Source organism: Pandoraea thiooxydans (assembly GCF_001931675.1).
Taxonomy (GTDB): Bacteria; Pseudomonadota; Gammaproteobacteria; order Burkholderiales; family Burkholderiaceae; genus Pandoraea; species Pandoraea thiooxydans.
Map to the genome: position 1 here is coordinate 3,961,931 of NZ_CP014839.1, position 24,072 is coordinate 3,986,002.

22 protein-coding genes and 1 pseudogene are annotated in these 24,072 nt (G+C 64.1%); 8 read left to right on the top strand and 15 right to left on the bottom strand.

All coding sequences use genetic code 11. The features are described from left to right. Positions 1-144: 144 nt before the first annotated feature. The 6 genes and pseudogenes from PATSB16_RS18330 to def all read right to left on the bottom strand — a co-directional run. Positions 145-651: pseudogene (locus tag PATSB16_RS18330) on the bottom strand (DUF4390 domain-containing protein); the annotation flags it as partial. Positions 652-713: 62 nt separating this feature from the next. Further along, a complete protein-coding gene (gene rsmB, locus PATSB16_RS18335; protein ID WP_083566837.1) occupies positions 714-2,006 on the bottom strand; it encodes a 16S rRNA (cytosine(967)-C(5))-methyltransferase RsmB in 1,293 nt (430 codons plus the stop codon). Positions 2,007-2,084: 78 nt separating this feature from the next. After that, complete coding sequence (gene htpX, locus PATSB16_RS18340) at positions 2,085-2,945, bottom strand: zinc metalloprotease HtpX (RefSeq protein ID WP_047215469.1); 861 nt, start codon at positions 2,943-2,945, stop codon at positions 2,085-2,087. A 120-nt stretch (positions 2,946-3,065) separates the two neighbouring features. Continuing rightward, a complete protein-coding gene (locus tag PATSB16_RS18345; protein WP_047215470.1) occupies positions 3,066-3,698 on the bottom strand; it encodes a LysE family translocator in 633 nt (210 codons plus the stop codon). Then, complete coding sequence (gene fmt / locus PATSB16_RS18350; RefSeq protein WP_047215471.1) at positions 3,698-4,690, bottom strand: methionyl-tRNA formyltransferase; 993 nt, start codon at positions 4,688-4,690, stop codon at positions 3,698-3,700. The genes PATSB16_RS18345 and fmt overlap by 1 nt, the downstream gene beginning before the upstream one ends. A gap of 84 nt (positions 4,691-4,774) precedes the next feature. Then, positions 4,775-5,281, bottom strand: a complete 507-nt coding sequence (gene def / locus PATSB16_RS18355; protein WP_047215472.1) for a peptide deformylase — start codon at positions 5,279-5,281, stop codon at positions 4,775-4,777. Positions 5,282-5,485: 204 nt separating this feature from the next. Between def and dprA the strand changes: the two genes are divergently transcribed. The 3 genes from dprA to PATSB16_RS18370 all read left to right on the top strand — a co-directional run bounded on the left by dprA (position 5,486) and on the right by PATSB16_RS18370 (position 9,802). After that, the gene (gene dprA, locus PATSB16_RS18360; RefSeq protein ID WP_047215473.1) at positions 5,486-6,628 is read left to right on the top strand and encodes a DNA-processing protein DprA; all 1,143 of its coding nucleotides are present in this window, start codon (positions 5,486-5,488) and stop codon (positions 6,626-6,628) included. A 10-nt stretch (positions 6,629-6,638) separates the two neighbouring features. Then, complete coding sequence (locus PATSB16_RS18365) at positions 6,639-7,028, top strand: thioredoxin family protein (RefSeq protein ID WP_047215474.1); 390 nt, start codon at positions 6,639-6,641, stop codon at positions 7,026-7,028. A gap of 164 nt (positions 7,029-7,192) precedes the next feature. Continuing rightward, the gene (locus tag PATSB16_RS18370) at positions 7,193-9,802 is read left to right on the top strand and encodes a DNA topoisomerase III (RefSeq protein WP_047215475.1); all 2,610 of its coding nucleotides are present in this window, start codon (positions 7,193-7,195) and stop codon (positions 9,800-9,802) included. A gap of 36 nt (positions 9,803-9,838) precedes the next feature. Here PATSB16_RS18370 and PATSB16_RS18375 read toward each other — a convergent pair whose 3' ends face one another. After that, a complete protein-coding gene (locus PATSB16_RS18375) occupies positions 9,839-10,825 on the bottom strand; it encodes a LysR family transcriptional regulator (protein ID WP_156884808.1) in 987 nt (328 codons plus the stop codon). A gap of 178 nt (positions 10,826-11,003) precedes the next feature. Here PATSB16_RS18375 and hemN point away from each other — a divergent pair, with 178 nt between their 5' ends. After that, positions 11,004-12,410, top strand: a complete 1,407-nt coding sequence (gene hemN / locus PATSB16_RS18380; RefSeq protein ID WP_047215476.1) for an oxygen-independent coproporphyrinogen III oxidase — start codon at positions 11,004-11,006, stop codon at positions 12,408-12,410. A 90-nt stretch (positions 12,411-12,500) separates the two neighbouring features. Here hemN and PATSB16_RS18385 read toward each other — a convergent pair whose 3' ends face one another. Then, a complete protein-coding gene (locus tag PATSB16_RS18385) occupies positions 12,501-14,357 on the bottom strand; it encodes a phosphoenolpyruvate carboxykinase (GTP) (RefSeq protein ID WP_047215477.1) in 1,857 nt (618 codons plus the stop codon). A 305-nt stretch (positions 14,358-14,662) separates the two neighbouring features. Here PATSB16_RS18385 and PATSB16_RS18390 point away from each other — a divergent pair, with 305 nt between their 5' ends. Continuing rightward, a complete protein-coding gene (locus tag PATSB16_RS18390) occupies positions 14,663-15,673 on the top strand; it encodes a D-2-hydroxyacid dehydrogenase family protein (protein ID WP_047215478.1) in 1,011 nt (336 codons plus the stop codon). A gap of 11 nt (positions 15,674-15,684) precedes the next feature. On the opposite strand, the gene PATSB16_RS18395 is transcribed toward PATSB16_RS18390, so the two are convergent. Both PATSB16_RS18395 and PATSB16_RS18400 read right to left on the bottom strand, forming a co-directional pair. Continuing rightward, positions 15,685-16,530, bottom strand: a complete 846-nt coding sequence (locus PATSB16_RS18395; RefSeq protein ID WP_047215479.1) for a patatin-like phospholipase family protein — start codon at positions 16,528-16,530, stop codon at positions 15,685-15,687. Between the two features lie 71 nt (positions 16,531-16,601). Next, positions 16,602-17,003, bottom strand: coding sequence for a PaaI family thioesterase (locus tag PATSB16_RS18400; RefSeq protein ID WP_047215480.1), 402 nt, complete (start codon positions 17,001-17,003; stop codon positions 16,602-16,604). A 192-nt stretch (positions 17,004-17,195) separates the two neighbouring features. On the opposite strand from PATSB16_RS18400, the gene PATSB16_RS18405 reads away from it, so the two are divergent. Beyond that, positions 17,196-17,600: a DoxX family protein gene (locus PATSB16_RS18405; protein WP_047215481.1), complete on the top strand. Its 405-nt coding sequence runs from the start codon at positions 17,196-17,198 to the stop codon at positions 17,598-17,600. A 216-nt stretch (positions 17,601-17,816) separates the two neighbouring features. Then, positions 17,817-18,380, top strand: a complete 564-nt coding sequence (locus PATSB16_RS18410) for a Spy/CpxP family protein refolding chaperone (protein WP_047215482.1) — start codon at positions 17,817-17,819, stop codon at positions 18,378-18,380. Between the two features lie 28 nt (positions 18,381-18,408). Here the strand turns inward: PATSB16_RS18410 and PATSB16_RS18415 are convergent, their stop codons facing one another. Further along, on the bottom strand, positions 18,409-19,242 hold the full coding sequence (locus tag PATSB16_RS18415; protein WP_047215483.1) for a TOBE domain-containing protein: 834 nt from the start codon (positions 19,240-19,242) through the stop codon (positions 18,409-18,411). Positions 19,243-19,281: 39 nt separating this feature from the next. Beyond that, a complete protein-coding gene (locus tag PATSB16_RS18420) occupies positions 19,282-20,838 on the bottom strand; it encodes an EAL domain-containing protein (RefSeq protein ID WP_047215484.1) in 1,557 nt (518 codons plus the stop codon). Between the two features lie 344 nt (positions 20,839-21,182). On the opposite strand from PATSB16_RS18420, the gene PATSB16_RS18425 reads away from it, so the two are divergent. Further along, positions 21,183-22,424: an MFS transporter gene (locus PATSB16_RS18425; RefSeq protein WP_083566839.1), complete on the top strand. Its 1,242-nt coding sequence runs from the start codon at positions 21,183-21,185 to the stop codon at positions 22,422-22,424. A 49-nt stretch (positions 22,425-22,473) separates the two neighbouring features. On the opposite strand, the gene PATSB16_RS18430 is transcribed toward PATSB16_RS18425, so the two are convergent. The 3 genes from PATSB16_RS18430 to PATSB16_RS18440 form a co-directional block, all read right to left on the bottom strand. Continuing rightward, positions 22,474-22,890: a BspC domain-containing protein gene (locus PATSB16_RS18430; protein ID WP_052892745.1), complete on the bottom strand. Its 417-nt coding sequence runs from the start codon at positions 22,888-22,890 to the stop codon at positions 22,474-22,476. Between the two features lie 152 nt (positions 22,891-23,042). Next, positions 23,043-23,417, bottom strand: coding sequence for a VOC family protein (locus PATSB16_RS18435; RefSeq protein ID WP_047215485.1), 375 nt, complete (start codon positions 23,415-23,417; stop codon positions 23,043-23,045). Positions 23,418-23,470: 53 nt separating this feature from the next. Then, positions 23,471-24,019 (bottom strand): hypothetical protein, encoded by a 549-nt coding sequence (locus PATSB16_RS18440; RefSeq protein ID WP_047215486.1) that lies wholly within the window; start codon positions 24,017-24,019, stop codon positions 23,471-23,473. Positions 24,020-24,072: the final 53 nt, after the last annotated feature.

Below are 24,072 nucleotides of genomic sequence, written 5' to 3' on the forward strand. Positions count from 1 at the left end.
GGCGGCACTGGCCGGCCCCGGTGTAGGTAACACGCCGGTCGCGGCGCCCGACGCCGGAGCGGTCTGCGACGCGGGCGCCAGTGTGGACGCCGGGGTGGGCGCCGGTGCAGGTGCGGGGGCGGGCGTCGGCACCGGCTCGGCCGGCGCAGGGGTGAATACGAAATGCTTCCAGTTGGAACTCATATTCCAGTCTCGATTGTTGACCGCATCGATCTGGAACGGCTTGGGCATCAAAGCGGTATCGAGCCGCATGCGTACCGAGGCATGGTAAGTCTCGCCGGGCTTGACTTCGTCGCTTTTGATCACCCGCCAGGCGCTGACGTTGCGCACCAGGGCCAGCGCGGACGCCAGGGTCGGAAACCCGAGTTGCAGACCGCCGCCGTTCGAGACGCGGTACTGGCGGGTCAAAGGCTGGAACCACAGGCGAGTGCTTTGCGAGGTGCTGACGACTTGCCGGTCGAACCAGTACCAGCGCGACTGGGTCAACTCGAAGTCGGTCGTGAAGTAAAGCGGAATGCCTCGATTGACCGCATCCTCCAGACTGCTGTTGAGCACGAAGTCGAAGTGGGCATCCAGCGTCCAGCCGCCGTCACCGCGCTCGAGCCTGATATCGCCGACCTTGATCTCGTTATCCGCGCGCGCGGCCTCCATGCGCAACAGCGCAGAAGCGGCCAGCAGCAGCGTGAGCCAAACCAGGAGCGGTCGTCGCAAGATTACCGTTTCCGAAAACGAGCGTAAAAGAAGCCGTCATGCGCGCCGCCTGGGGCGGGCAACAACTGGCCGGGAGCGTCCAATCGTACCGCATCTGGAGAGAATCGTTCAAACCATTGCGCCTGAGCCTCGTTTTCGTCGGGAAATATCGAACACGTGACGTACAACAGTTCGCCGCCCACCGCCAGGGTGCTCCACAAGGCCTGCATGATGCGGCGCTGCGTTTCGACCAGACGGGGTATGTCGTCGGCCCGACGCAACCAGCGAATGTCGGGATGGCGCCGCACGATGCCCGAGGCCGAGCATGGCACGTCGGCCAGAATACGCTCGAACGGCCGGCCGTCCCACCATTGCGCCGGGTCGCCGGCATCACCCACGCGTATCGTCGCGCGCAGCCCCAGGCGATCGAGATTTTGATGAATGCGCTCGGCACGGCCGGCATCGGCCTCGAGCGCCACCAGATCGAGATCGGCCATTTCGAGCAAGTGCCCGGTCTTGCCGCCGGGGGCTGCGCAAGCGTCGAGCACCCGCATGCCGTCGGCCGCGCGCAAAAGCGGCGCGGCGAGTTGCGCTCCGGCATCCTGAACCGACAACAGGCCTTGCTGGAATCCCGGCAAGCGCTCGACCGGCACCGCGCGCGCGAGCCGGATCGACATGGCATCGCCCGGCTCGCCATCGAGGCCAGCCGCGCGCAGGCTGGCCAGCGCAGCCTCCGGCGTCGTGCCGCGGCAATTGACTCGCACCGTCAGCGGCCCGCGCGTATCGCCGGCCGCCAGAATCGACTCCCATTGCGCCGGCCACGCGCGGCGCACCGCGTCGATCCACCACAATGGATAATTCCAGCGTGCCTCAGGCTCTTGCATGACCCGCGCCGTGAGCGCCTCCTGCTCGCGCAGGAAGCGCCGCAGCACCGCATTCACGAACCCCTTGGCCGACGCCGTGCGGACGTTGGCGGCCACCGCCGCCACCGCCTGGTCGACGAGCGTGAAGGGGGGATAGGCCGCCTCGCCGGGCGCGTCCAGCAACAATGCCAGAGCGCACAGCAATACGCCCCGCACTTGCCCGGCTGGCGCCTGTTTGGCCAGTGCGGCCAGTAACGCACGCGTGGTGCCCAGGCGCCGCATCGCGCGGTACGACAAATCCTGCGCCGCCGCCCGCGCGCTGGGGGGTGCGCCGATCGTCGCGCGGCTCAGGGCCGCCGGCAGGGCGGTGCCGCTCAGGACTGCGTCGACCGCGCGCGCGGCACGGTCGAGCGAGTAAGCCAGGCCTTCCGGATTCAACGATGATTTCGGCATGAAGCGCAGTGCCGCACGACGCGGCCTCAAAAAAAAGAAATGCCCGCACCAGGCGGGCAGGTCGGTTGGCGACCCCGGTTAAACCGGGTATTGCCCGGTGCGCGCCATTTCCATCAGGCGCGCAATCCGGTCTTCGGTGGCCGGGTGGGTCGAGAACAGATTGGCGATCGTGCCGCCTGCGAGCGGATTCATGATCATCATCTGTGCCGTGGCGGGGTGTTCTTCTGCCGCCTCGAACGGAATCCCCTGTGCATACCGGTGAATCTTGTCGAGCGCCGCGGCCAGCGCCTGCGGGTCGCCGGAAATTTCTGCGCCGCCGCGGTCTGCTTCGTACTCGCGCGCGCGGGAAATTGCCATCTGGATCATCATCGCGGCCAGCGGCGCGAGAATCGCGACCGCGATGCTGGCGATCGGATTGGCCGGGCGTCCGTTTTCATCGCGCCCGCCGAAAAACATCGCGAAATTGGCCAGTGCCGAAATGGCGCCGGCCATGGTCGCCGAAATCGTCGAGATCAGGATGTCGCGATGCCGCACGTGCGTCAGCTCATGCGCCATGACGCCGCGCAACTCCCGCTCCGACAGGACCCGCAGGATGCCGGTGGTGGCTGCCACCGCGGCATGCTCGGGGTTGCGCCCGGTGGCAAACGCGTTGGGCGCATCCTCTTCGATCAGGTAGACGCGCGGCATCGGCAGGCCGGCCCGTTGCGCCAGCTCCTTGACGACGCGATAGAACTGCGGTGCATTGGTCTCGTCCACCTCCTGCGCGTTATACATGCGCAGCACCATCTTGTCCGAAAACCAGTAGGAAAAGAAATTCATCGCCAGCGCAAACGCGAGCGCCATCATCATGCCCCGCTGGCCCCCGATCACTCCACCGACGACGACGAATAAGGCCGTAATGGCAGCCATCAGGATGGTCGTTTTCACCCAATTGAACATGCGCGTCTCTCCTTGCGTGCGAAGCATTGCAGAGCCAAATGGCTCAACCACTTTATGTAGTCGGCGCTTTAGATGGGGGATTCTTCCAAAAATTCAAGTGCTTAGGATCTGTCTTAGGAGCTAGCGCCGCACCAGGGCCAAGCGCAGGCCCAGCCCGATGAAGGCGCCGCCGACGACCCGGTTCAACCAGCGCTTGAGCGCCGGGCGTTGTCCCATGCGATCCGTAAGGCTGCCGGCCATCCATGCCACGCCGCTGTTCCAGACCGTGCTCATGGCGACGATGATCGCACCCAGCGTGAGAAACGCAAGCGCCTGGTGGGGGCTGTCGCCGCGCACGAACTGCGGCAGGAACGACAGAAAGAAGAGGATCACTTTCGGGTTCATGACGTTGGTCAGGAAACCCTGCAGGAAAACGGCCCGCAGCGATCGCTGAGGCGCCGTCCTGGTCGGTTCGACCGGTGCCGCGTGGCGCGCGCTCAACAACCGAACGCCCAGATAGATCAAATAGGCTGCGCCGGAAAACTTGATGATGGTGAAAGCCAGCGGCGAGGCGGCCAGCAACGCAGTCAGCCCAAACGTGCTGGCCAGCGTATGCACGCAGCACCCGGCGGAAATGCCCAGCGCGGAGGCCACGCCCGCCGCACGCCCCTGCGCGACACTGCGACCGACGATGTAAGCCGTATCGGGGCCGGGGGTGACATTAAGCAAAAAGACGGTCAACACGAACAACGGCAGACTCGAGATACCCAGCATCATGCACTCCTGGCCGCACCCAGGCGCTCGCCTGGCTGAATGGAAAATCCCTGTAGGAAATCGCGCGTCGACAAGCGTTTGCCGCCGGGCTTCTGCCAATGCGTGACACGCACGGCCTGCGCCGCATCGGCCGCACCGCAGGCGATCACCACGCCCTGCGGCCCGACCGACAATACCGTGCCCGCGACTGCCCGGGGAACGGGCTCATCGACGATCTGCGCACCCCATACCTTGAGCGTGGTGTCGTGCAGCTCGGTCGTCGCGCCCGGAAATGGGTCGAAGGCTCGGATCTGGCAAACCAGTTCCCGCGCGCTGCGGGTCCAGTCGAGCACGGCTTCGTCCTTGCTGATCTTGGCAGCGTAAGTTACTCCGTCGGCCGGCTGCGGCGTGGCGGGCAAGCCGCCGTCGCGCGCCAATTGAGCGAGGGCCGATACGATCTGGCGAGCACCCAGCGATGCGAGTCGATCGTGCAAGGTCGCGGTCGTGTCGTCGGAGCCGATCGACTCGCGCGCGACCGACACCATGGCGCCGGTGTCCAGCCCGGCGTCCATCTGCATGATGGTGATGCCGGTCTCATGATCGCCTGCTTCGATGGCGCGATGAATCGGCGCGGCACCGCGCCAGCGCGGCAGCAGCGACGCATGGATATTGAGACAGCCGTAGCGCGGAATATCGAGCACCTCCTGCGGCAGCAACAGCCCGTAAGCCGCCACCACCATCACGTCGGCATGCGCCTGGCGCAATTGCGCGAGCGCCTCGGCGGCTTGCTCGGGATACTTGCCAGTGCGTTTGAGCGACGGCGGCTGCGCCACCGGCAAGCCGTGCGCCAGCGCAAACTGCTTGACCGGGCTGGCGTGAAGTTTCATGCCGCGCCCCGCCGGACGGTCGGGCTGGGTCAGCACCAGCGGCACCTCGAACCCTGCCGCGTGGATCGCGGCCAGGGCGGTTTCGGCAAATTCCGGCGTACCGGCAAAGACAACGCGCAAGGTCATGGGAGGTCGGGAATCCGAGTGAAAACAACCGGCTGCCAGATCGTCATGGCACCTTGCCGACAAAGGGTACCGCGGGGTGCCCGCTCAGCCGGCTTCGCGCTCCAGCTTTTTCATGCGGCCCTTGATGCGGTTGCGCTTGAGCGGCGACAGGTATTCGACGAACACGTGGCCTTTCAGATGATCGATTTCATGCTGGATGCATACCGCCAGCAATCCCTCCGCTTCCAGCTCGAACGACTTGCCGTGCTGGTCGAGCGCGCGCACGCGTACCCGCTCCGCACGCTCGACGTCGTCGTAGACGCCCGGCACCGACAGGCAGCCTTCTTCCCAGACCTTCCTCGCTTCGCTGCGCCAGACGATCTCCGGGTTGATAAAGACCTGCAACGCGTCGCGCGCATCGGAGACATCGATCACGATCACCTGCTCGTGGACATCGACCTGGGTTGCCGCCAGACCAACGCCGGGCGCGTCGTACATGGTTTCGGCCATATCGGCGACCAGCTTGCGGATACGCTCGTCCACCTCGCCAACAGGTTTGGCGATCTTGTGCAGCCGCGGATCGGGGTAACGAAGGATATTAAGTAACGCCATGGCAAATGTTTTAAGACAGCGCCGCCTTGTCACGGGCCAAGCGCTGCATGCAGAATCAGCGTCCGCACCAAGCAGCGCCGATCGTCAGAAAAACGGCCGGCGGCCAGCGCATTGCCCGCAAATTTGTATATCGGATAATGAAAAATTTTAGCACAGCACTCGCCTGGCCGCCCGGCACGGCCGGTGCCAACCTTCCGCGTCGCCATGCCCAGTTCCGCCGATGAAATCCGCGACTGGCTGCGCCTGATGCACACCACCGGCGTTGGCCCGGAATTCGCCCGCAAACTGCTTACGGCGTTCGGCTTGCCCGCCCAGATCTTCGCGCAATCCGCCCGCGCACTCGCCACGGTCGTGCCAGCCCGCCTGGCCGCTGCCCTGCTGGCCCAGCCTGACGAGCCCTTCGAAGCGCTGGCGGCCCGCACTGCGGCCTGGGCGGCAGAACCGGGCAATCATTTCCTGACACTGGCCGACCCCGACTACCCGCCAGCGCTGCTGGATCTCGCGGATCCACCCCCCGTGCTCTACGCCAAGGGGCAAGTCGCACGACTGGCCTGCCCCAGCGTGGCAATCGTCGGCAGCCGCCATGCGACGCCCCAGGGCCTGGCCAATGCCGAGGCCTTCGCGCGCGCACTCGGCGGCACCGGCCTGACGGTCGCCTCGGGTCTCGCATTGGGAATCGATGCGGCGGCCCACGCCGGCGCCCTGGGCACGGCGGGCAGCACCGCGGCGGCCGTGGGCACCGGCCTCGATATCGTATACCCGGGCCGACACCGCGCGCTCGCCCAGCGCATCGCCACCGACGGCGTGCTGCTGTCGGAATTCCCGCTGGGCACTCCGGCCCTGAGCCATCACTTTCCGCGCCGTAACCGCCTGATCGCCGCGCTTTGCCGCGGCACGCTGGTGGTCGAGGCCGCCGCCCAGTCCGGCTCGCTGATCACCGCGCGGCTGGCCGCCGAGCTCGGGCGCGAGGTGTTCGCCATACCGGGCTCGATTCACTCGCCGCTGGCCAAGGGGTGCCATCAACTTCTCAAGCAAGGGGCCAAGCTGGTGGAGACCGCGCAGGACATTTTCGAGGAGTTGCGCTGGGCCGCCGGCGAGGCGCCATGCGCGCCGCCCGCCAGGCTGATGCCGCTTCGACCGAACTTGGCTCGCCCGGGTCATGAAGGCCCAGCCAGCGACGACACCTTGCTGCGGGCGCTGGGGTATGATCCGGTGAGCGTCGACCAACTGTGCGAGCAAACCGGCGTGCCGGCCGCGCAAATGCAAAGACGCCTGTTGGCGCTGGAGCTGGACGGCGCCGTGACCCGCCTGCCTGGCGGACTTTACCAGCGCACCACCCAGATTTAACACGTTTTTCATGGCTGCTCTCGACCCCGTCGCCCAGCGTGACCTCATCATCGCCAAGCTCAACACGCCGGATACGCTGTTGGTCGCATGCCTGTGCGCGGCATGGTGCGGCACCTGCCGCGAATACCAGCAAGCCTTCGATGCGCTGGCCGACAGCCATCCCGAGATGTGTTTCGTTTGGGTCGATATCGAAGATCATGGCGATTGGCTCGACGATCACGACATCGAAAACTTCCCGACAATCTTGATCCAGGACGAGCAGCGCCCTCGCTTTTTCGGCACCGTACTGCCGTTTGCCAACATCCTGGAGCGCATGCTGGGCGATCCCGCGACCCTCGGCAGCAATACGCCGCAGGCCCCCGATCTGCGCGCCCACCTCATGGCAACCAACGCCCTCTGAGCACTGCCCCTCGCGCACCCACCCGTCGCTGCCACGCTTGCCGATTGACAAAACGGCGCTTATTATGTGCCGCGTCTGGGCCCCGGATGCCGGTCCAGCATGCGCCGGTATGTTATAAAGCGATCGAATGCAGCCGGCAGTCCCTCGGAACCCTATAGAACGTCATGTCAAAAGCCCTGATCATTGCTGAAAAACCGTCCGTCGCGAATGACATCGCGCGGGCCCTGGGCGGCTTCACCAAACACGACGACTATTTCGAGAGCGACGATTTCGTGTTGTCCTCCGCCGTCGGCCACTTGCTGGAAATTGGCGCCCCGGAAGAATATGAAGTCAAGCGAGGCAAATGGAGCTTCGCGCATCTGCCCGTCATCCCGCCGCATTTCGACCTCAAGCCGATCGCAAAAAGCGAATCGCGTCTGAAAATCCTGAACCGGCTGATCAAGCGCAAGGACGTCGATCGCCTGATCAACGCCTGCGACGCGGGCCGCGAGGGTGAATTGATTTTCCGGCTGATCGTCCAGCACGCCAAGGCCAAGCAACCGGTCACGCGACTCTGGCTGCAGTCGATGACACCCCAGTCGATCCGCGACGGTTTCGCCAAGTTGCGCGAAGATGCCGACATGCTGCCGCTGGCCGACGCCGCGCGCAGCCGCTCGGAAGCCGACTGGCTGGTCGGCATCAACGGCACGCGCGCCATGACCGCCTTCAATAGCAAGGGCGGCGGCTTTTTCCTGACCACCGTCGGTCGCGTACAGACGCCAACGCTGTCGATCGTCGTCGAACGGGAAGAAAAAATCCGCAAATTCGTATCACGCTCGTACTGGGAAGTGAAGGCGCAATTTGTCTGTGCGGCCGGATTCTACGAGGGCCGCTGGTTCGATCCGCAGTTCAAGCGCAACGAATTCGATCCCGAACAGCGCGATTCGCGTCTGTGGAGCCAGGCCGCCGCCGAATCGGTGGTCGCCGCCTGCCGCGGCAAGCCGGGCACCGTGACGGAAGACGCCAAACCGTCCACGCAGCTCTCACCGCTGCTGTTCGACCTGACCAGCCTGCAACGCGAAGCCAACTCGCGCTTCGGCTTCTCGGCGAAGAACACGCTGGGCCTGGCCCAGGCGCTCTACGAAAAACACAAGGTCCTGACCTACCCCCGGACCGACGCGCGCGCGCTGCCTGAGGACTACCTTGCGACGGTCAAGGAAACGCTCGAAGTGCTCAAGGAAAGCAACAACTACAACCCGTTCGCCAAGCAGATTCTCAGCGCGGGCTGGGTCAAGCCGAACCGGCGCATTTTCGACAACAGCAAAATCAGCGATCACTTCGCCATCATCCCGACCCTGCAGGCGCCGAAGAATCTGTCCGAGCCCGAACAGAAGCTTTACGACCTGGTGGTTCGACGGTTTCTCGCCGTCTTCTTCCCGGCGGCCGAATACCTCGTCACCACGCGCATCACCGAGGTTGTCGGACATCGGTTCAAAACCGAAGGCAAGGTGCTGGTCGCCGCCGGCTGGCTCGCGGTCTACGGCAAGGAATCGGCACCGGCTGCCGACGACAAATCGGCCAAGGACGGCGAGAGCGGCAATCTGGTGCCGGTCGCCAAAGACGAAAAAGTCAAAACCGACACCATCGAGGCCGTCGGCCTGCAGACCAAGCCGCCTGCACGCTACTCCGAAGCCACGCTGCTCTCGGCAATGGAAGGCGCCGGCAAGCTGGTGGAGGACGACGAGCTTCGCCAGGCCATGGCAGGCAAGGGGTTGGGCACGCCGGCGACACGCGCTGCCATTATCGAAGGCCTGCTGACGGAAAAATATCTGGTGCGCGAGGGGCGCGAGCTGCACCCCACCGCCAAGGCCTTCCAGTTGATGACGTTGCTGCGAGGCTTGGGCGTCGACGAATTGACGTTGCCCGAACTGACCGGCGAGTGGGAGGCCAAGCTCTCGCAAATCGAACGCGGACAGCTCAAGCGCGACGCATTCATGCAGGAAATCGCGCAAATGACGCAGACCATCGTCAAGCGCGCCAAGGAATACGACTCCGACACCGTGCCGGGCGACTATGCCACGCTGACCAGCCCCTGCCCGAATTGCGGCGGCGTCGTGAAAGAGAACTATCGACGCTTTGCCTGCACCAACTGTGCCTTCTCGATCTCGAAAATCCCGGGCAGCCGGCAATTCGAAATCCCGGAAGTCGAGGAATTGCTGAAAACCAAGCAGATTGGTCCGCTGACCGGCTTTCGCAGCAAAATGGGCCGGCCGTTCTCGGCCATCCTCAAGCTCGTCGAAGATAAAGAGGCCGGATATAAGCTGGAATTCGACTTCGGTCAGGACAGCGGCGACGAAAACGGCGAACCCCCCGATTTTTCGGCACAAGAGCCGCTTGGCCTCTGCCCGAAATGCGGCGGCAAGGTCTACGAACACGGCATGCGCTACGTGTGCGAAAACAGCGTCGCCCAACCGAAGACCTGCGATTTCACCTCTGGCAAAGTGATCCTGCAGCAGGAGATCTCACGCGAGCAATTCCAAAAATTGCTGTCCGACGGCAAAACCGACTTGCTGCCGAACTTCAAATCGTCTCGCACCGGCCGCACTTTCAAGGCCTATCTGGCCAAGCAAAAGGATGGCAAGATCGGTTTCGAGTTCGAGGAGAAGGCGCCGCGCAAAACGGCCGCAGCCACGCCGGGCAAGGCCGCAGCGGCCGTCAAGACCGCCCGGAAAACGCCAGCCCGGCGCACCAAGCGCGCCGCCGGCGATGAATCGGCCGGGCCAAGCGACGAGTAATCGGGTTGCGCCGGGCGCGCCGGCGAAATAGCGGCGCTAGCGCACCGATTGCTGCCAGTCTTCCCCAGCAGCAGGCATGGCGATGCCGCCTTCGCGCTGCGCCAGCCAGCAATCGGTACGCGGCTTGGCGTCGGCCTGGCGGAAGCATTCCACCGTCATATCGATGAACGTGCGAATCTTCGCCGACAGGTGCTTGCGGCTCGGATAGACCAGGTTCACGTCGAATGTCGGCAGCGTATAGTCGGGCAGCAACGCCACCATATCGCCATGCTTGAGGTCGCTGCCGACCAAATATGAGGGCAGGAACGCGATACCGTGCCCGAGCAATACGCTCTGGCGCAGCATGGCGGTGTTGTTGCAGATGAACTGATTCTGAAGCTGGATGCGAATTTCCTCCCCATCCGCGCTGGTGAAAATCCGCTCGTTTCCAAAGATCTCGCTGGGCATGCCCAGCATCGCGTGTTGCGCCAGGTCGTGCGGCGTGTTCGGCTTGCCGTGCGCGGCCAGATAGCCGGGCGACGCACACACCAAGACGCAGGTCTCCGACAACAGCCGCGTGATCAGCGTTTCGCTTTGCACCATATGCGCGGCGACGATGCCGACGTCATAACCCTCTTCGACCATATCGAACGGCCGATCCGTCAAGGTCAGATCCACCAGCACCTGCGGGTGTTGCTTTTGATAACGGTGCATCAGCGGCGCCAGATTGCGCAATGTGAACGACACCGGCGCGACCACGCGCAGCACGCCCTTGGGCTCGCTGGACGCGCTGGAGACCATCGCGTCGGCCTCCTCGACCTCGTCGATAATCTGCCGACAACGCTCCAAATACGCTTGTCCGGCCCCCGTGAGCGAGAGACTGCGCGTCGTGCGATTGAGCAGGCGAACGCCCAAATGCGATTCCAGCTCCGCGACATGGCGCGTGACCACCGCGGCGGATAAATCGAGCTGCGCGGCGGCTCGGGCAAAACTGCCGTTATCGGCCACCTTGACGAAGACGCGCATCGACTGCAAGCGATCCATGAGATATTCGACGACCCGTTGGGCCGCGCCAGCAATGACAAAACGAAATCTTACAGGAAGGCGCGCCAACGCGTCGGCTGGGCCATCGGCGCTTTCTTGACAAAAGTTAAGGTGCCTGCGGCGATTCTGCACTACAGTTTATTCATTAATCCATTTCGTCGGCACATCCCCGCGCACCATGGCCAACCCATCCGAAGCACTCTCCGTGGACGACCTGTTCGACCCCGCGCTGCTGCACAAGTACGATCTCAACGGGCCGCGCTACACCTCGTACCCGACCGCTCCACAATTTCATGACCGCTTCGGCGCTGCCGAATATCGCCAGGCGATCGCCCAGAGCCCGCAAAGCGGGCAACCGCTGTCGCTCTATATGCATCTGCCGTTTTGCGACACCGTCTGTTTCTATTGCGCCTGCAATAAAGTCATCACGCGCAACCGCGCCCGCACCCGTCCCTACCTCGAACGCCTGTACCGCGAAATCGCCGCGCAGGCCGCCCTGTTCGATGGCACGCGGCGCCCGATTGCGCAATTGCACTGGGGCGGCGGCACGCCGACATTTCTGTCGCACGACGAAATGAGTGAGTTGATGGCCGTCACCGGCGACCATTTCCAGTTGCTGGGCGACGATCAGGGCGAATACTCGATCGAGGTCGACCCGCGCGAGGCCAGCCCCGACACCATCGCCCTGCTGCGCGAGCTAGGATTCAACCGGCTGAGCGTGGGCGTGCAGGACTTCGATCCGCAAGTGCAGCAGGCCGTCAACCGGATTCAGCCGCGCGCCGTGACCGAGGCCACGGTGAACGCCGCACGCCAAACCGGATTTCGCTCGATCAGCCTCGACCTGATCTACGGCCTGCCGCATCAGTCGGTCGCCAGCTTTTCGCGCACCCTCGATGCGGTGCTGGAACTGGCGCCCGATCGCCTGTCGGTGTTCAACTACGCACACCTGCCGCAGTTCTTCAAGATGCAGCAGCAAATCGACGAGTCGGCACTGCCCGGCCCGGCCGAAAAGTTGGCAATCCTCAAGACCTCGATCGAGCGCCTTGGCGAGGCCGGCTACGTCTATATCGGCATGGACCATTTCGCCCGGCCCGATGACGAGCTGGCCCAGGCGCAGGTCAATCGCACCCTGTACCGCAATTTTCAGGGCTACAGCACCCATGCCGATTGCGATCTGATCGGGCTGGGCGTCTCGGCCATTGGCAAGATAGGGAATTTTTACGCACAAAATCTCAAAGTTCTGCCCGACTATCAAAATGCCATCGACGCCGAAGGCCTGGCGGTCACACGCGGCATCATGCTCAATGACGACGATCTGTTGCGCCGCGCCGTCATCAACCAATTGATGTGCCACTTCGAATTACCGCTCGGACCGCTCCAGACGCAATTCGGTATCGACCCTGCCAACTACTTCAGCGACGAGTTCGAGCGACTGCGCGCCTTCGAGGCCGACGGCCTGCTCGCCATCGAACCCGATCGGCTGCGCGTGCTGCCGGCCGGACGCCTGCTGGTGCGCAACATCTGCATGGTGTTCGATCGCTACCTCACCGCGCAGCCGGCGCAACGTTTCTCCAAAACCCTCTGAGATGCCGTCCGGTGCGCACCATGCGCACAAGAAAGAACCCGCAGCGTTGAAGCTGCGGGTTCTTTCTTGTTCCGGCAACAACAAGCGGGCTCAGCCCTCCAGTTGGGCCTCCAGCCTGGCCTTGGCCTGCAGCAGTGCATCCGGCATACGGTGCTTGAGTTTCTCGAACAGCTCGCCATGCAGGGCCAGCTCATGGCGCCACGCATCCCTGTCGATCGACGTGACCTGCTCGAACTGCTGTTCGGTGAACGCCAGTCCCGCCCAATCCATATCCTCGTAGCGAGGCGAAATGCCGAACAGGTGATCGGTGCCCGTGGCCTTGTCCTCGATGCGCTCGAGCATCCATTTCATCACGCGCATGTTCTCGCCAAAGCCCGGCCACACGAACTCGCCGTCGGCATTCTTGCGGAACCAATTGACGCAATAAATCTTCGGCAGCTTGCCGCCGGCCGCCTCCAGCTTCTCGCCGAGCGCCAGCCAGTGTTGGAAGTAATCGCTCATGTTGTAGCCGCAGAACGGCAGCATCGCGAACGGGTCGCGCCGCACCACGCCTTGCTGGCCAGCGGCCGCCGCCGTGGTTTCCGAGCCCATCGTGGCGGCCATGTAGACCCCTTCGGTCCAGCTGCGCGCCTCGCTGACCAGCGGCACCGTGGTCGAGCGCCGTCCGCCGAAAATGAACGCATCGATCGGCACCCCGGCCGGATTTTCCCAGTCCGGATCGATCGACGGGCATTGCGCGGCCGGCGCCGTGAAGCGCGCATTCGGATGCGCCGCCTTGCGCCCGGTCTGCGCGGCGATTTCCGGCGTCCAGTCGTGCCCTTGCCAGTCGATCAGATGCGCCGGCGGCTCCTTGGTCAGGCCTTCCCACCATACGTCGCCGTCGTCGGTCAACGCGACGTTGGTAAAGATCACGTTGTCCTTGAGGGTGGCCAGCGCGTTGTAATTGGTCTTCTCGCTGGTGCCCGGCGCCACGCCGAAGTAACCCGCCTCGGGGTTGATCGCATAAAGACGGCCGTCCTTGCCGGGCTTGATCCAGGCAATGTCGTCACCAATGGTGCTCACGCGCCAGCCTTCGAAACCCTTGGGCGGGATCAGCATCGCGAAATTCGTCTTGCCGCAGGCCGAGGGAAACGCCGCGGCAATGTGGTACTTCTTGCCCTGCGGCGAAGTCACGCCAAGGATCAGCATGTGCTCGGCCAGCCAGCCCTGGTCGCGCCCCATGGTCGACGCGATGCGCAAGGCAAAACATTTTTTCCCGAGCAATGCGTTGCCGCCGTAGCCGGAGCCGAAACTCCAGATTTCGCGGGACTCGGGAAAATGAACGATGTACTTGGTTTCGTTGCACGGCCAGGGCACATCGGCCTCGCCCGCAGCCAGCGGCTTGCCCACGCTGTGCACGCAGGGCACGAAAGTGCCGTGCTCGCCCAGCACGTCGAAGACCTCGCGCCCCATGCGGGTCATGATGCGCATATTGGTCACCACGTACGGGCTGTCCGACAGCTCGACGCCGATATGGGCGATCGGCGAGCCCAGCGGCCCCATCGAGAATGGCACCACATAAAGGGTACGGCCGCGCATCGCGCCGGCAAACAGGCCATCGAGCGTCGTGCGCATCTCGTTCGGATCGACCCAGTGGTTGGTCGGACCGGCATCTTCACGGCGCGCCGAGCAGATGAAAGTGCGGTCCTCCACGCGCGCCACGTCCGACGGGTCCGAGCATGCAAGGTATGAATTGGGGCGCTTGGCGGGATTCAGGCGAACCAGCGTGCCCTGCTGGACCATTTGCTCGCTCAACCGGTCGTATTCCTCCTGCGAGCCGTCGCACCATACGATCCGATCGGGCTGAGTCAGCGCGGCGACGCGCGCCACCCAGTCGATCAGGCCACGATGCTTTACATAGCCCGGCACATTCAACGCCGCGACGCCACCCATTTGAGGCTGATTCATCCGCAAATCTCCGTAAGGGGTTGAAAAGAAAACCTTTGGTGCACCCTTCCGGATCAAGCCGCCAACCAAAGAGACTGTTCAAGCCTCGCCAGGCGCGTTGCAGGTGTCCCGCTGCACCGATGCGCCGCCGCGGGCCGGGCAACACGTCCGCGGAATCGGATGCCGTCGCCGGATAGGGTGAAAACTTGCCTCGCCGAGCGCCATCAGTGCGCTCTAAAATAGGGGACCCAGCATACCACCGCGCAAGCGGCCAAAGTTTTGCGCTGCACCATGCGTATGCCTCGCCCTGTCCGCTGACTGCCATTATGAAAATAGCCATTCTCGACGATTACCAGGACGCCGTTCGCAAGCTCGAATGCTTTGCCATGCTGGCCGGGCACGACGTCAAGGTATTCAACAACACCGTCAAAGGCGTCGGGCAACTGGTCGCCCGCATCGGCGACGCCCAGGCACTGGTATTGATTCGGGAGCGCACCGCCATCACCGCGCAACTGATCGACAAACTGCCTCATTTGAAAACGATCAGCCAGACGGGCCGGGTCGGCAGCCACATCGACCTGGACGCATGCACGGCGCGCGGCATCGCCGTGCTCGAAGGGGTGGGCTCGCCGGTGGCGCCCGCCGAGCTGACGTGGGCGTTGATCATGGCGGCGCAGCGGCGCATTCCGCAGTACATGGGCAGTCTCAAGCATGGCGCCTGGCAGCAGTCCGGACTGAAATCGTCGAGCATGCCGCCCAATTTCGGCCTGGGCCAGGTACTGCGCGGCCAGGCCTTGGGAATCTGGGGTTATGGCAAGATCGGCCGCCTGGTGGCCGGCTATGGCCGGGCATTCGGCATGCGGGTGCTGGTGTGGGGCCGGGCGGCCTCGCTCGAAGCCGCCCAGGCCGACGGCCATGCCCTGGCCGAGAGCCGCGAGGCGCTGTTCGAGCAAAGCGACGTCCTGTCGCTGCACTTGCGCCTGAACGATGAGACCCGCCACATCGTGCGCCTGGAAGACATGCTGCGCATGAAACCCACCGCGCTGTTCGTCAATACCAGCCGCGCCGAACTGGTCGAGGAAAACGCGCTGATCACCGCGCTCAATCGCGGCCGCCCCGGCATGGCAGCCATCGACGTGTTCGAGAGCGAGCCGATCCTGCAAGGCAACCCGCTGCTGCGCCTGGAGAATTGCATTTGCACGCCGCACATCGGCTACGTCGAGCGGGAAAGCTATGCGTTGTATTTCGAGACGGCGTTTCGCAACCTCGTCGACTTTCTCGACGGCAATACGCAAAGCGTGGTCAACCCAGCCGCCCTGCACGGATTCGGGCGTTGAGCCCGACCGGCTCAGGCGTTCAGATGACGTAAAAAGCGCTCGCCATCGCGCCGGCCCAACTGATAGGCCGGCAGCATCAGCTCGGGATGGGTATAGTCCCAGCTCGAAATCGGCACCGGCTCGGAGGGCTGCACGTACCAGCGCTGCTGGCCATCGAGGTTGACGGTAAACATCTGCGGACGCGGATAGCGTCGCGTCATCAGCACCAGCACGTGACCCGGCACGGCATCGAGCGCATCGACCGGCACGTTGTCGACCATGCCGCCGTCCAGCACGGGTTTGCCGGCACGCCGCAGCACCGGCGTGAACGGCGGCGTGCAGGACGACTGCAACAGCAGATCCGCCAGCGCCTCGATATCCGCGCAATCGCGCACCCGCACGTACTCGGCGGAAAACCCGATGCGCCGACCGAGCGTAGGATGCAGTGCATGCCGCACGTGCTTGTCGACGTTGTAGGCGAGCAGCCCGGCCACCAGTGCGGTGCGCGCGCCCAGCCAGCGCGGGATATGCGAGACCGCGACGCGAATCTCGGGCGCCTGCTCGCGCAGCCTGGCAAACTGCCCCGCGTAGATATCGAGCAGCGCCTGGCGATAGATACGGTAGTGGGGAAATACCCGTTCGCGGCGCAGCAGATTGCCCCAGTAAGCGTTCTTGCGATTGTCCTTGAGCGCGGTGCGGTAATACGCCATCACCCAGTCGGCATCGCGCGTATGCAACATGCATGCGGTCGCGGCGCCCGCCGACACCGCGGCAATCACTCTCGGCCTCAACGGCATCTCGGCGTTCACGCGATCCCAGAACCCCGCCTGCCACCAGCAGCGGTTGCCGCCCCCTGCGAATACCATTTGATCGAACATGCCGTCCCCCGCCCCCGTTGGCGCTCCCTGCCCGATACAACGCGCCAGCAGGCGGATCGGTGCACAGCCGCCTAGAGCAACGCGTAGGTGGTGGTCGCGTGCACGGCCATCTCGCCGCTCTCGTCGTGGATTTCGATTTCACCGAACACCAGATTGCGGCCCAGGCGCAGGACCCGCGCGCTCACGCGCGTGTCGCCCTGCCGCACCGCCCGCATGAATTGCGTGGTCAACGAGACAGTGGTCATCGGCCGAAAGCCGCCCAGGGCCGCCGAGATCGCCACGATCATCGCGGTATCGGCCGCCGCCATGAAGACTTGTCCGCACACTACCCCGCCGGCATGGCGCAACTCCTCGGAAAACGGCAGCCGCAGCACGCTGTGCCGGTCGTCCACGGACTCTACCTGCAAGCCGAGCGCGCCGACCCATGGCGCCAGCACTTGTCCCAGCAACGCCTGGGCGGTATCTCGATCCATCCTCTATCGCTCCTTGTTGGATAGGGTCACCCCATCCGGATTTCCGTCCGAGCCGGCCGCTCGCCGCATCAACCCAATCGCCGTGGGGACCGGGCGACCGCGCGCGTAAGATACCTCATCAATCGAAACACACGCCAGATTCGTCCCATTTTGGTACAGTTAGGCATTTTTATCACGACTGGGGACAACACCATGCGCGGGACGGACGATCTGGGTAAGTTGGTATTGCGGCTCACGTTGGGCATTTTGCTGCTTTTCCACGGCGTCAAGAAAATCACCGGCGGCATCGGCTTCGTCCACACGATGGTCGTCGCGCACGGCCTGCCCCCGCAAATCGCGTACCTCGTCTACATCGGCGAGGTGGTCGCACCCGTGTTGCTGATTCTCGGCTTCTATTCGCGCATCGGCGGGCTGATCGTCGTCATCAACATGCTGTTCGCGCTGTTTCTCGTGCACATGCATCAGCTGGGCAGTCTCGCCCCCACGGGCGGGTGGGCGCTCGAACTGCAGGCGTTCTACCTGTTCAGCGGCTTGTGCGTGCTGCTGCTCGGTGCCGGCCGCTTCAGCATCTCGGGCGGACGCGGCACCTGGGACTGAGCGTCGCGCCGCCGCGCATGCGCAGGCACGATGCGGCGAGGCCGGGCGCACCCATGGTGCCCCGGCCTCGGGCTTTTCAGCAGTTGTTTCAAAATATGCCTGTTCGCCCGCCATGTAACCGGCGGTAATACGCCGGTTGCACTTTGCAAGATTTGCCGCTTCGCAATCGCGTACTCTGGAACTGCCGATTTCGGTCACTTTTTTGGAGTACGTATCATGCAGAAAAACCGGCTTTCCATACTCGCCGTGTCGGTGGCGCTGGCCGCCTCGACCCTGTTCGGCACCGTCCGGGCTGCCGAGCCGCCGAGCTCTCCAGTCGCCACGCATATGCCCACGGCGCCGCATGGCCGGCACGACTTCATGCGCTCGATGCAACAGATGCACGACCAGCTCAAGCTCACGCCGCCCCAGGAACAGGCATGGCAACAAGCGCTTGCCCACATGAAGCGCAACCGCCAGGAGCAGCACGAAAACATGGGGCGTTATCGCGCCTTGCGCGACTCGATGCAGCATCAGCGGATTCTCGACCTGTCCTCACTGCGTGCCCAGCGCGACAAAATCTTCGCCGACAACCAGCGGCTGCGCGCCGATACCGAAGACCAGTGGCTGGCGTTCTACAATGGCCTGAACGACAACCAGAAAGCGACCGTCAGCGCCGCCATCGAAGCCCGCATGGCGAAGATGAAAGCCTGGCGAGAGCACCATCGCGCGCACCGCCACTGGCAACATCGGGAGCCGGGCGCGCCGGCCGGCGCGTCGCAACCGCGCGCGCAACAATAGCCGGCGAGCCACGCCGCCGGTCGCGGACTCAGGCGCTCACACCCAGAATCACGCTCGATGCCTTGAATGCCGCGACCGCCGGCTCGCCTTCGGCCAGGCCGAGCTCGGTCACGCTGTCGTTGGTGACGACGGCCGTCAGAATCGTCCCGCCGGGCAAGGCCAGCGTCACCTCGGCGTTCACCGCGCCGCGCGTGATGCTCTCGACCACGCCCGCCAACTGGTTGCGCGCCGACAGGCGTACGCTCGACGGGCCGCTCATCAGCATCACCCAAGAGGCCTTGATCAGGGCAAACGCCTCGCTGCCTACGCGCAGCCCCAGCGCGGCAGTACTCTCGCGCGTGAGCACCGCAACCACCTTCTGGCCCCCGGGCAGGCTCAGCTGGACCTCGTCGTTGACGGCGCCGGGCCGCAGCGCACTGACCGTGCCGAACAGCTGGTTGCGGGCGCTGGTGCGCATGGCCAGGCGCCCGATCAGACGCCATTGATCGTCGAACTGCTCGATGTTCTCACCGATGCGGGCGAGGAACTTTCGGTGCTCGCGCTCCACCGCGCGGAACGCCTCGATCAGTTTGATCGCGCGCTCGGTCAGCGCCGTGCCGCCTCCGCCCTTGCCGCCGGTCGAACGCACCACCAGCGGCTCGCCCGCCAGGTTGTTCATGGCATCCACGGCATCCCACGCCGCCTTGTAGCTCATGCCGGCGGCCTTGGCCGCCGCCGTAATAGAGCCGCAGGCGCGAATCTGTTCGAGCAGGGCGATGCGGGCATGGCCGCCCAGGTTGCCGGCATCGCTTTGCAGCCATAGCGCGCCCTCCAGTTGCAGCGCTGGGGTCTCGGGACGGCGGGAATCATCGGGTTCGGACATCGTGGGGCAGGATCGGGAATCGGAGGAAGACCAGCGCGCCTAGGATACCGACACTTGGCGCACGTCGGCAAAATACACGAACTCCGCGAACGAGGCAGGCCGGCTGAACAGATAGCCCTGCGCAAATTGCACGCCCCGCGCGCGCAGGTAATCGCGCTGAATGTAGTTTTCGACGCCCTCGGCCACCAGCTTGAGATTCAGGCGGGTGCCCAAATCAATGATCGAGTCGAGAATCGTCAGCGCCACCGTGTCCTCGGTCGAGATCGGCAGGAATTCCTTGTCGATTTTGAGGTAGTCGAACGGAAACTGCTTGAGGTAGCTGAGCGAATTGTTGTCGGTGCCAAAGTCGTCCAACGCCACCGCCACCCCGGCATTGCGCAACTCGCTGAGCACCGCGCGCGCGGTGCCCGCATCCTGGATCACGCACCGCTCGGTGATTTCGATCGTCAGCGGATACGTGCCGATCAACGTGCCGTAATACTTCGCAATGTCGCTGACGATGGTACGGCTGCGCAGATGGCGCTCGGCCAGGTTGACGCTGATCTGCAGGCCTGCCGGCAGGTCGCCGGCCCCCAGATCGCTGCGGATCTGGCGCAGCACGAAACGGGTCAGGTCGATGATCAGATCGCTGCTCTCGGCCAACGGCACGAAGGCGTCGGGCCGCACCAATCCGTGCGTCGGATGATGCCAGCGCAAGAGCGCCTCGGCTCCCGTGCAGCGTCCGCTCGAGAGCTCCACCACCGGCTGGTAGTACACCTTGAACTCACCGCGCTTGAGTCCGCGGGCAATCTGCCGGCGAGCGTACTGGTCGGGATTGAGACGGCGGTGCATCAGCAAACCCAGCAAGGCCGCGATGATCGCCCCGAAGGCCATCAGCAGGGGAATCTGCGACCACGCGAGCCGTCTGAGCAAATCCTCGCTGGTCGCCAGCCGCACCGAAAACGGGTAACGCGTCGACGCCAGCGTCACGCCCAGCACATTCAGCCCGGCCGGGACCGCCGGCATCGAAGACTGCATGTGGCGCGTCTCGGAACTGAGCGCTCCGCCCGGAAAACTCACTGCCGCCCAGCGAAAATCACGGCCGCGAATGTTATCCAGAATGTCGAACAGATAAGGGCTATCGATCGAGCCCAGCACCCCGTCGGTCGGGGTCACCGGCAGATACAGCAGCAGCGCCGGTCGGCCCGCCACCAGCGGGGTCCCGCCGAGCAGGCGGATTTGCTCGCGCGTCGACGGCTCGGGCAACAAACTTGCCAGCGGCTTGTTGAAACCCTGCGTGGCCGACGAACAAGTCATCTGACCACGCTGCACCAACACGATCGCCCGGAAATACGGCTGCATGGCAGCGGCTGCCTGCAGCTTCTGGCTGACCTGCGCACATGGCTGATCGACCCAGGACCCGACCGCCGCCAGCGCCAGATGAGATTGCTCGATCACCCGCTCGATCCCGGTGCGAGCCCGGGAAGCCGCATCCTGCAGCATGCCGTTGGCTTCGTCCCGCACGCGCAGCCACGCAAGCACGAACACCACCGCCAGCGTCAGCGCCATCACCAGCAGGGTCCCCAGCCATTGCACGACACGAGAGTGCTTGATCATGTTCGCCGCTAAGTGAAAAAGTGAGTCACGCCAGCGCCCTTGGCAGCGATCGCGCCGTCGGACGCGGCAACCGGGATCATTTCGTACGGTGCTCCATAAAACGGTCGTGCCGCCCCGAGAAACAGGGCGTTGAGAGCAAGATCACATCAATAATGCGTTCCTGCTCATTGGGGGACTGTACACGATTCCCGAGTGCCCACCAATGATGACTATATGGGATATAGCGAAAGGCTATCGGCCAACGAGTTGTCCGGTTCGCGACAATAATTGGCAAAACAACGAATTCTTGTTGATCTACACTCGTGCTATCCGATTGACATCCTCTCCCAGGTTATTGCATCGCCATGGACACCAGTTTGAAACAAGGCCGCCAGACACCGACCCCGCCGGGACGGGCTGCCGAAAACGCTACCGTTTTCGGCATTCTTGGCGCGATCAGTTTTTCCCATTTGCTCAACGACATGATCCAGTCGTTGATCCTGGCCATTTATCCGCTGCTGAAAAATTCGTTCGATCTCTCTTTCGGCCAGATCGGGCTGATCACCCTGACCTATCAGATGACCGCGTCCATGTTGCAACCGGTGGTGGGCTTCATCACCGATCGCCGGCCGCAGCCGTATTCGCTGCCGGTCGGCATGAGCTTCACGCTGGTCGGGCTGCTGTTGCTGGCCACCGCGCCGAACTTCGGCATCCTGCTGCTCGCCGCGGCGCTGGTCGGCATGGGCTCGTCGGTGTTCCACCCCGAGTCCTCGCGCGTGGCGCGCATGGCCTCGGGCGGGCGGCACGGCCTCGCGCAATCGCTGTTTCAGGTCGGCGGCAATGCCGGCACCTCGCTCGGGCCGTTGCTCGCGGCGCTGGTCATTGCGCCCTATGGGCGCGGCACCGTCGCCTGGTTCTCGCTCGCCGCGCTGTTGGCCATTTTCGTGCTGATTCACGTCAGCCGCTGGTACAACGCCCATCGCCAGGGCAGCCGGGGCAAGGCAGCCACGCGCCGCGTCGGACATGTCGAATTGCCGCGCAACAAGGTGTTGTTCTCGCTCGGCATCCTGATGCTGCTGATCTTCTCCAAATATTTTTATCTGGCCAGCCTGAACTCCTATTACACGTTCTATCTGATCGACAAATTCCACCTGTCGGTGCAAAGCGCGCAGATCTATCTGTTCATTTTCCTGTTCTCGGTGGCCGTCGGCACACTCGCGGGCGGCCCGATCGGGGACCGCATCGGCCGCAAATACGTCATCTGGGTTTCGATTCTGGGTGTCACGCCATTTACGCTGGCGCTACCCTACGCCAACCTGTTCTGGACCGGCGTGCTGACCGTCATCATCGGGCTGGTGCTGGCCTCGGCCTTCTCCGCGATCCTGGTGTACGCACAGGAACTGGTGCCCGGCAAAGTCGGCATGATCGCCGGCATGTTCTTCGGCTTCGCGTTCGGCATGGGCGGCATCGGCGCGGCCGTGCTCGGCAAGCTGGCGGACGCGACCAGCATCGAGTTCGTCTACCAGGTCTGCTCGTTCCTGCCGCTGATCGGCGTGCTGACCGCCCTGCTGCCGAATCTCGAACGGCCGCGGCACGCCAGCGCCTGACGCGCCGCCGCGCCCCAGCCGACTCATCCCCGGCCAAACGCGCGGTGCGCTACATCCAACCGTTGGCAGTGGCCACGAAGTAGCGCGGCGCGGGCAGCGGTGCGCGCGCGCCGCTGGCCACCCGCAGCTTGTGCGGCCGGCTGAATTCAATCACGCGCACGCGATGATTGCGCAGGCCACAGCGCACGCGCAGATTTTGCCAATGCCCGGACCGCTTCCCATACAGCGACCCCGGCATCACCACGGCCGTGTCGATCGGAATCGGATGGCCGATCGAGAAAATCGTCGTGCGATGCTTGACGCTCGCTGCCAGCACTTCGCTGTCGGACTGCGCGAACGCATGCCCGGCCAGACGCAAGCGCACCGCCTGAGTGATGGCGAGCGCGCAGCGGGCAACCTCGTTGCCGACGTGCAATTTTTTGGTCAGGTAGTTGAAATAATCGTGGTCCGGCGCAGCATGCAGCACAACGACAGGTAAGCAAACGGCTAGCGAAAGCGCTAGCCGCCGAAGCAAGCGCCCCGAGTGGAATGGCATTTCTTGGAGTCCCCGTGATTCACATCTTGGAGGCTCTATTATCGCCACGCTCGGGGCCGATGCGCAAATCGCGCCGAGTCGGCTCAGGACGAACCGCAGTACGCCTCAAGTCGATAGCCGTCCGGATCGATCACGAAAGCCGCGTAATAATTCTCGCCGTAATCGGCGCGCGGCCCCGGCTTGCCGTTATCTTTGCCGCCGGCATGCATGGCGGCGGCGTGGAATGCAATAACGCTCTCGCGACTGGGTGCGCGCAGGCAAAAGTGCAGCCCCGAGCCGGTATCGGCCGGCACCGGGCGCGCCGCCATGCCGATCCACAAGGCGACGCCGTCGCGCCCATATCCCAACATATCCCCGGACTCGCTCAAACAGGTATAGCCCAGCGGACGCAATGCCGCATCGTAAAACTTCTTGGCGACATCAATATCTCGCACTCCGATCGATACATGATCCCACATCGTTCATCTCCTGAATTGCGCCGTCATGGCGCTCAAAAAAGGCCGATCCACCATCACGGCGCGACGCGGCTGGCCTGAAATTCCCCTTCGAGCCGCCAGGTCTTGCCGTCGGCCTCGAGCGCTTCGCCGATCCAGCGGAACGACGCCGGCGCGATCTCGGTAAAGCGCCAGCGCGTCGGCGTGCCGTTTGCGTGACGGCCAAGCTGAACGATCTCGTCGCCGCAGCGGCGCCCGATCATCTCCTCATGCACGCCCGCCACCGGATTGAACCAGGACACCCGCCACGCCTCGATCGAGGGATCCCACACGCGCAGCGTGGTGCCATACATATTGCGACTCCGATCGGGCGCTGCGGCGCGCTGCGCGCGGCGCGGCATGATCCACACGTCCTGCATCGCGCGGCCTTCGAGCACCCAGCCGAAATGAACCTCGCCCGTGACGCCCTGACCGCGCAGATCGACCCGGTAGTGCCGCACCTCGAGCGCCCAGCTGCCGACCAGCCAACCGTACGCGTCGAGTTCGGCCGGAATCTCCGGCGCGCGCCCCGGCGCCGCCAACACCTCGTGAAAACCGCCGCCCAATGCGGCCTGTACCACTTGCATCGTCAAACCTCCTAAAATGGGCCTATCGCCCGGTGTTCACATCGCGCGGTCGC

Coding starts and splice junctions, on each gene's coding strand:
- PATSB16_RS18345 (WP_047215470.1), bottom strand. CDS start 3,698: ATGCTGGGTATCTCGAGTCTGCCGTTGTTCGTGTTGACCGTCTTTTTG.
- PATSB16_RS18405 (WP_047215481.1), top strand. CDS start 17,196: ATGCGCGGGACGGACGATCTGGGTAAGTTGGTATTGCGGCTCACGTTG.
- rsmB (WP_083566837.1), bottom strand. CDS start 2,006: ATGCCGAAATCATCGTTGAATCCGGAAGGCCTGGCTTACTCGCTCGAC.
- PATSB16_RS18410 (WP_047215482.1), top strand. CDS start 17,817: ATGCAGAAAAACCGGCTTTCCATACTCGCCGTGTCGGTGGCGCTGGCC.
- PATSB16_RS18440 (WP_047215486.1), bottom strand. CDS start 24,019: ATGCAAGTGGTACAGGCCGCATTGGGCGGCGGTTTTCACGAGGTGTTG.
- PATSB16_RS18370 (WP_047215475.1), top strand. CDS start 7,193: ATGTCAAAAGCCCTGATCATTGCTGAAAAACCGTCCGTCGCGAATGAC.
- PATSB16_RS18415 (WP_047215483.1), bottom strand. CDS start 19,242: ATGTCCGAACCCGATGATTCCCGCCGTCCCGAGACCCCAGCGCTGCAA.
- hemN (WP_047215476.1), top strand. CDS start 11,004: ATGGCCAACCCATCCGAAGCACTCTCCGTGGACGACCTGTTCGACCCC.
- htpX (WP_047215469.1), bottom strand. CDS start 2,945: ATGTTCAATTGGGTGAAAACGACCATCCTGATGGCTGCCATTACGGCC.
- PATSB16_RS18365 (WP_047215474.1), top strand. CDS start 6,639: ATGGCTGCTCTCGACCCCGTCGCCCAGCGTGACCTCATCATCGCCAAG.
- PATSB16_RS18425 (WP_083566839.1), top strand. CDS start 21,183: ATGGACACCAGTTTGAAACAAGGCCGCCAGACACCGACCCCGCCGGGA.
- dprA (WP_047215473.1), top strand. CDS start 5,486: ATGCCCAGTTCCGCCGATGAAATCCGCGACTGGCTGCGCCTGATGCAC.
- PATSB16_RS18435 (WP_047215485.1), bottom strand. CDS start 23,417: ATGTGGGATCATGTATCGATCGGAGTGCGAGATATTGATGTCGCCAAG.
- PATSB16_RS18375 (WP_156884808.1), bottom strand. CDS start 10,825: ATGGATCGCTTGCAGTCGATGCGCGTCTTCGTCAAGGTGGCCGATAAC.
- fmt (WP_047215471.1), bottom strand. CDS start 4,690: ATGACCTTGCGCGTTGTCTTTGCCGGTACGCCGGAATTTGCCGAAACC.
- PATSB16_RS18420 (WP_047215484.1), bottom strand. CDS start 20,838: ATGATCAAGCACTCTCGTGTCGTGCAATGGCTGGGGACCCTGCTGGTG.
- PATSB16_RS18395 (WP_047215479.1), bottom strand. CDS start 16,530: ATGTTCGATCAAATGGTATTCGCAGGGGGCGGCAACCGCTGCTGGTGG.
- def (WP_047215472.1), bottom strand. CDS start 5,281: ATGGCGTTACTTAATATCCTTCGTTACCCCGATCCGCGGCTGCACAAG.
- PATSB16_RS18385 (WP_047215477.1), bottom strand. CDS start 14,357: ATGAATCAGCCTCAAATGGGTGGCGTCGCGGCGTTGAATGTGCCGGGC.
- PATSB16_RS18390 (WP_047215478.1), top strand. CDS start 14,663: ATGAAAATAGCCATTCTCGACGATTACCAGGACGCCGTTCGCAAGCTC.
- PATSB16_RS18400 (WP_047215480.1), bottom strand. CDS start 17,003: ATGGATCGAGATACCGCCCAGGCGTTGCTGGGACAAGTGCTGGCGCCA.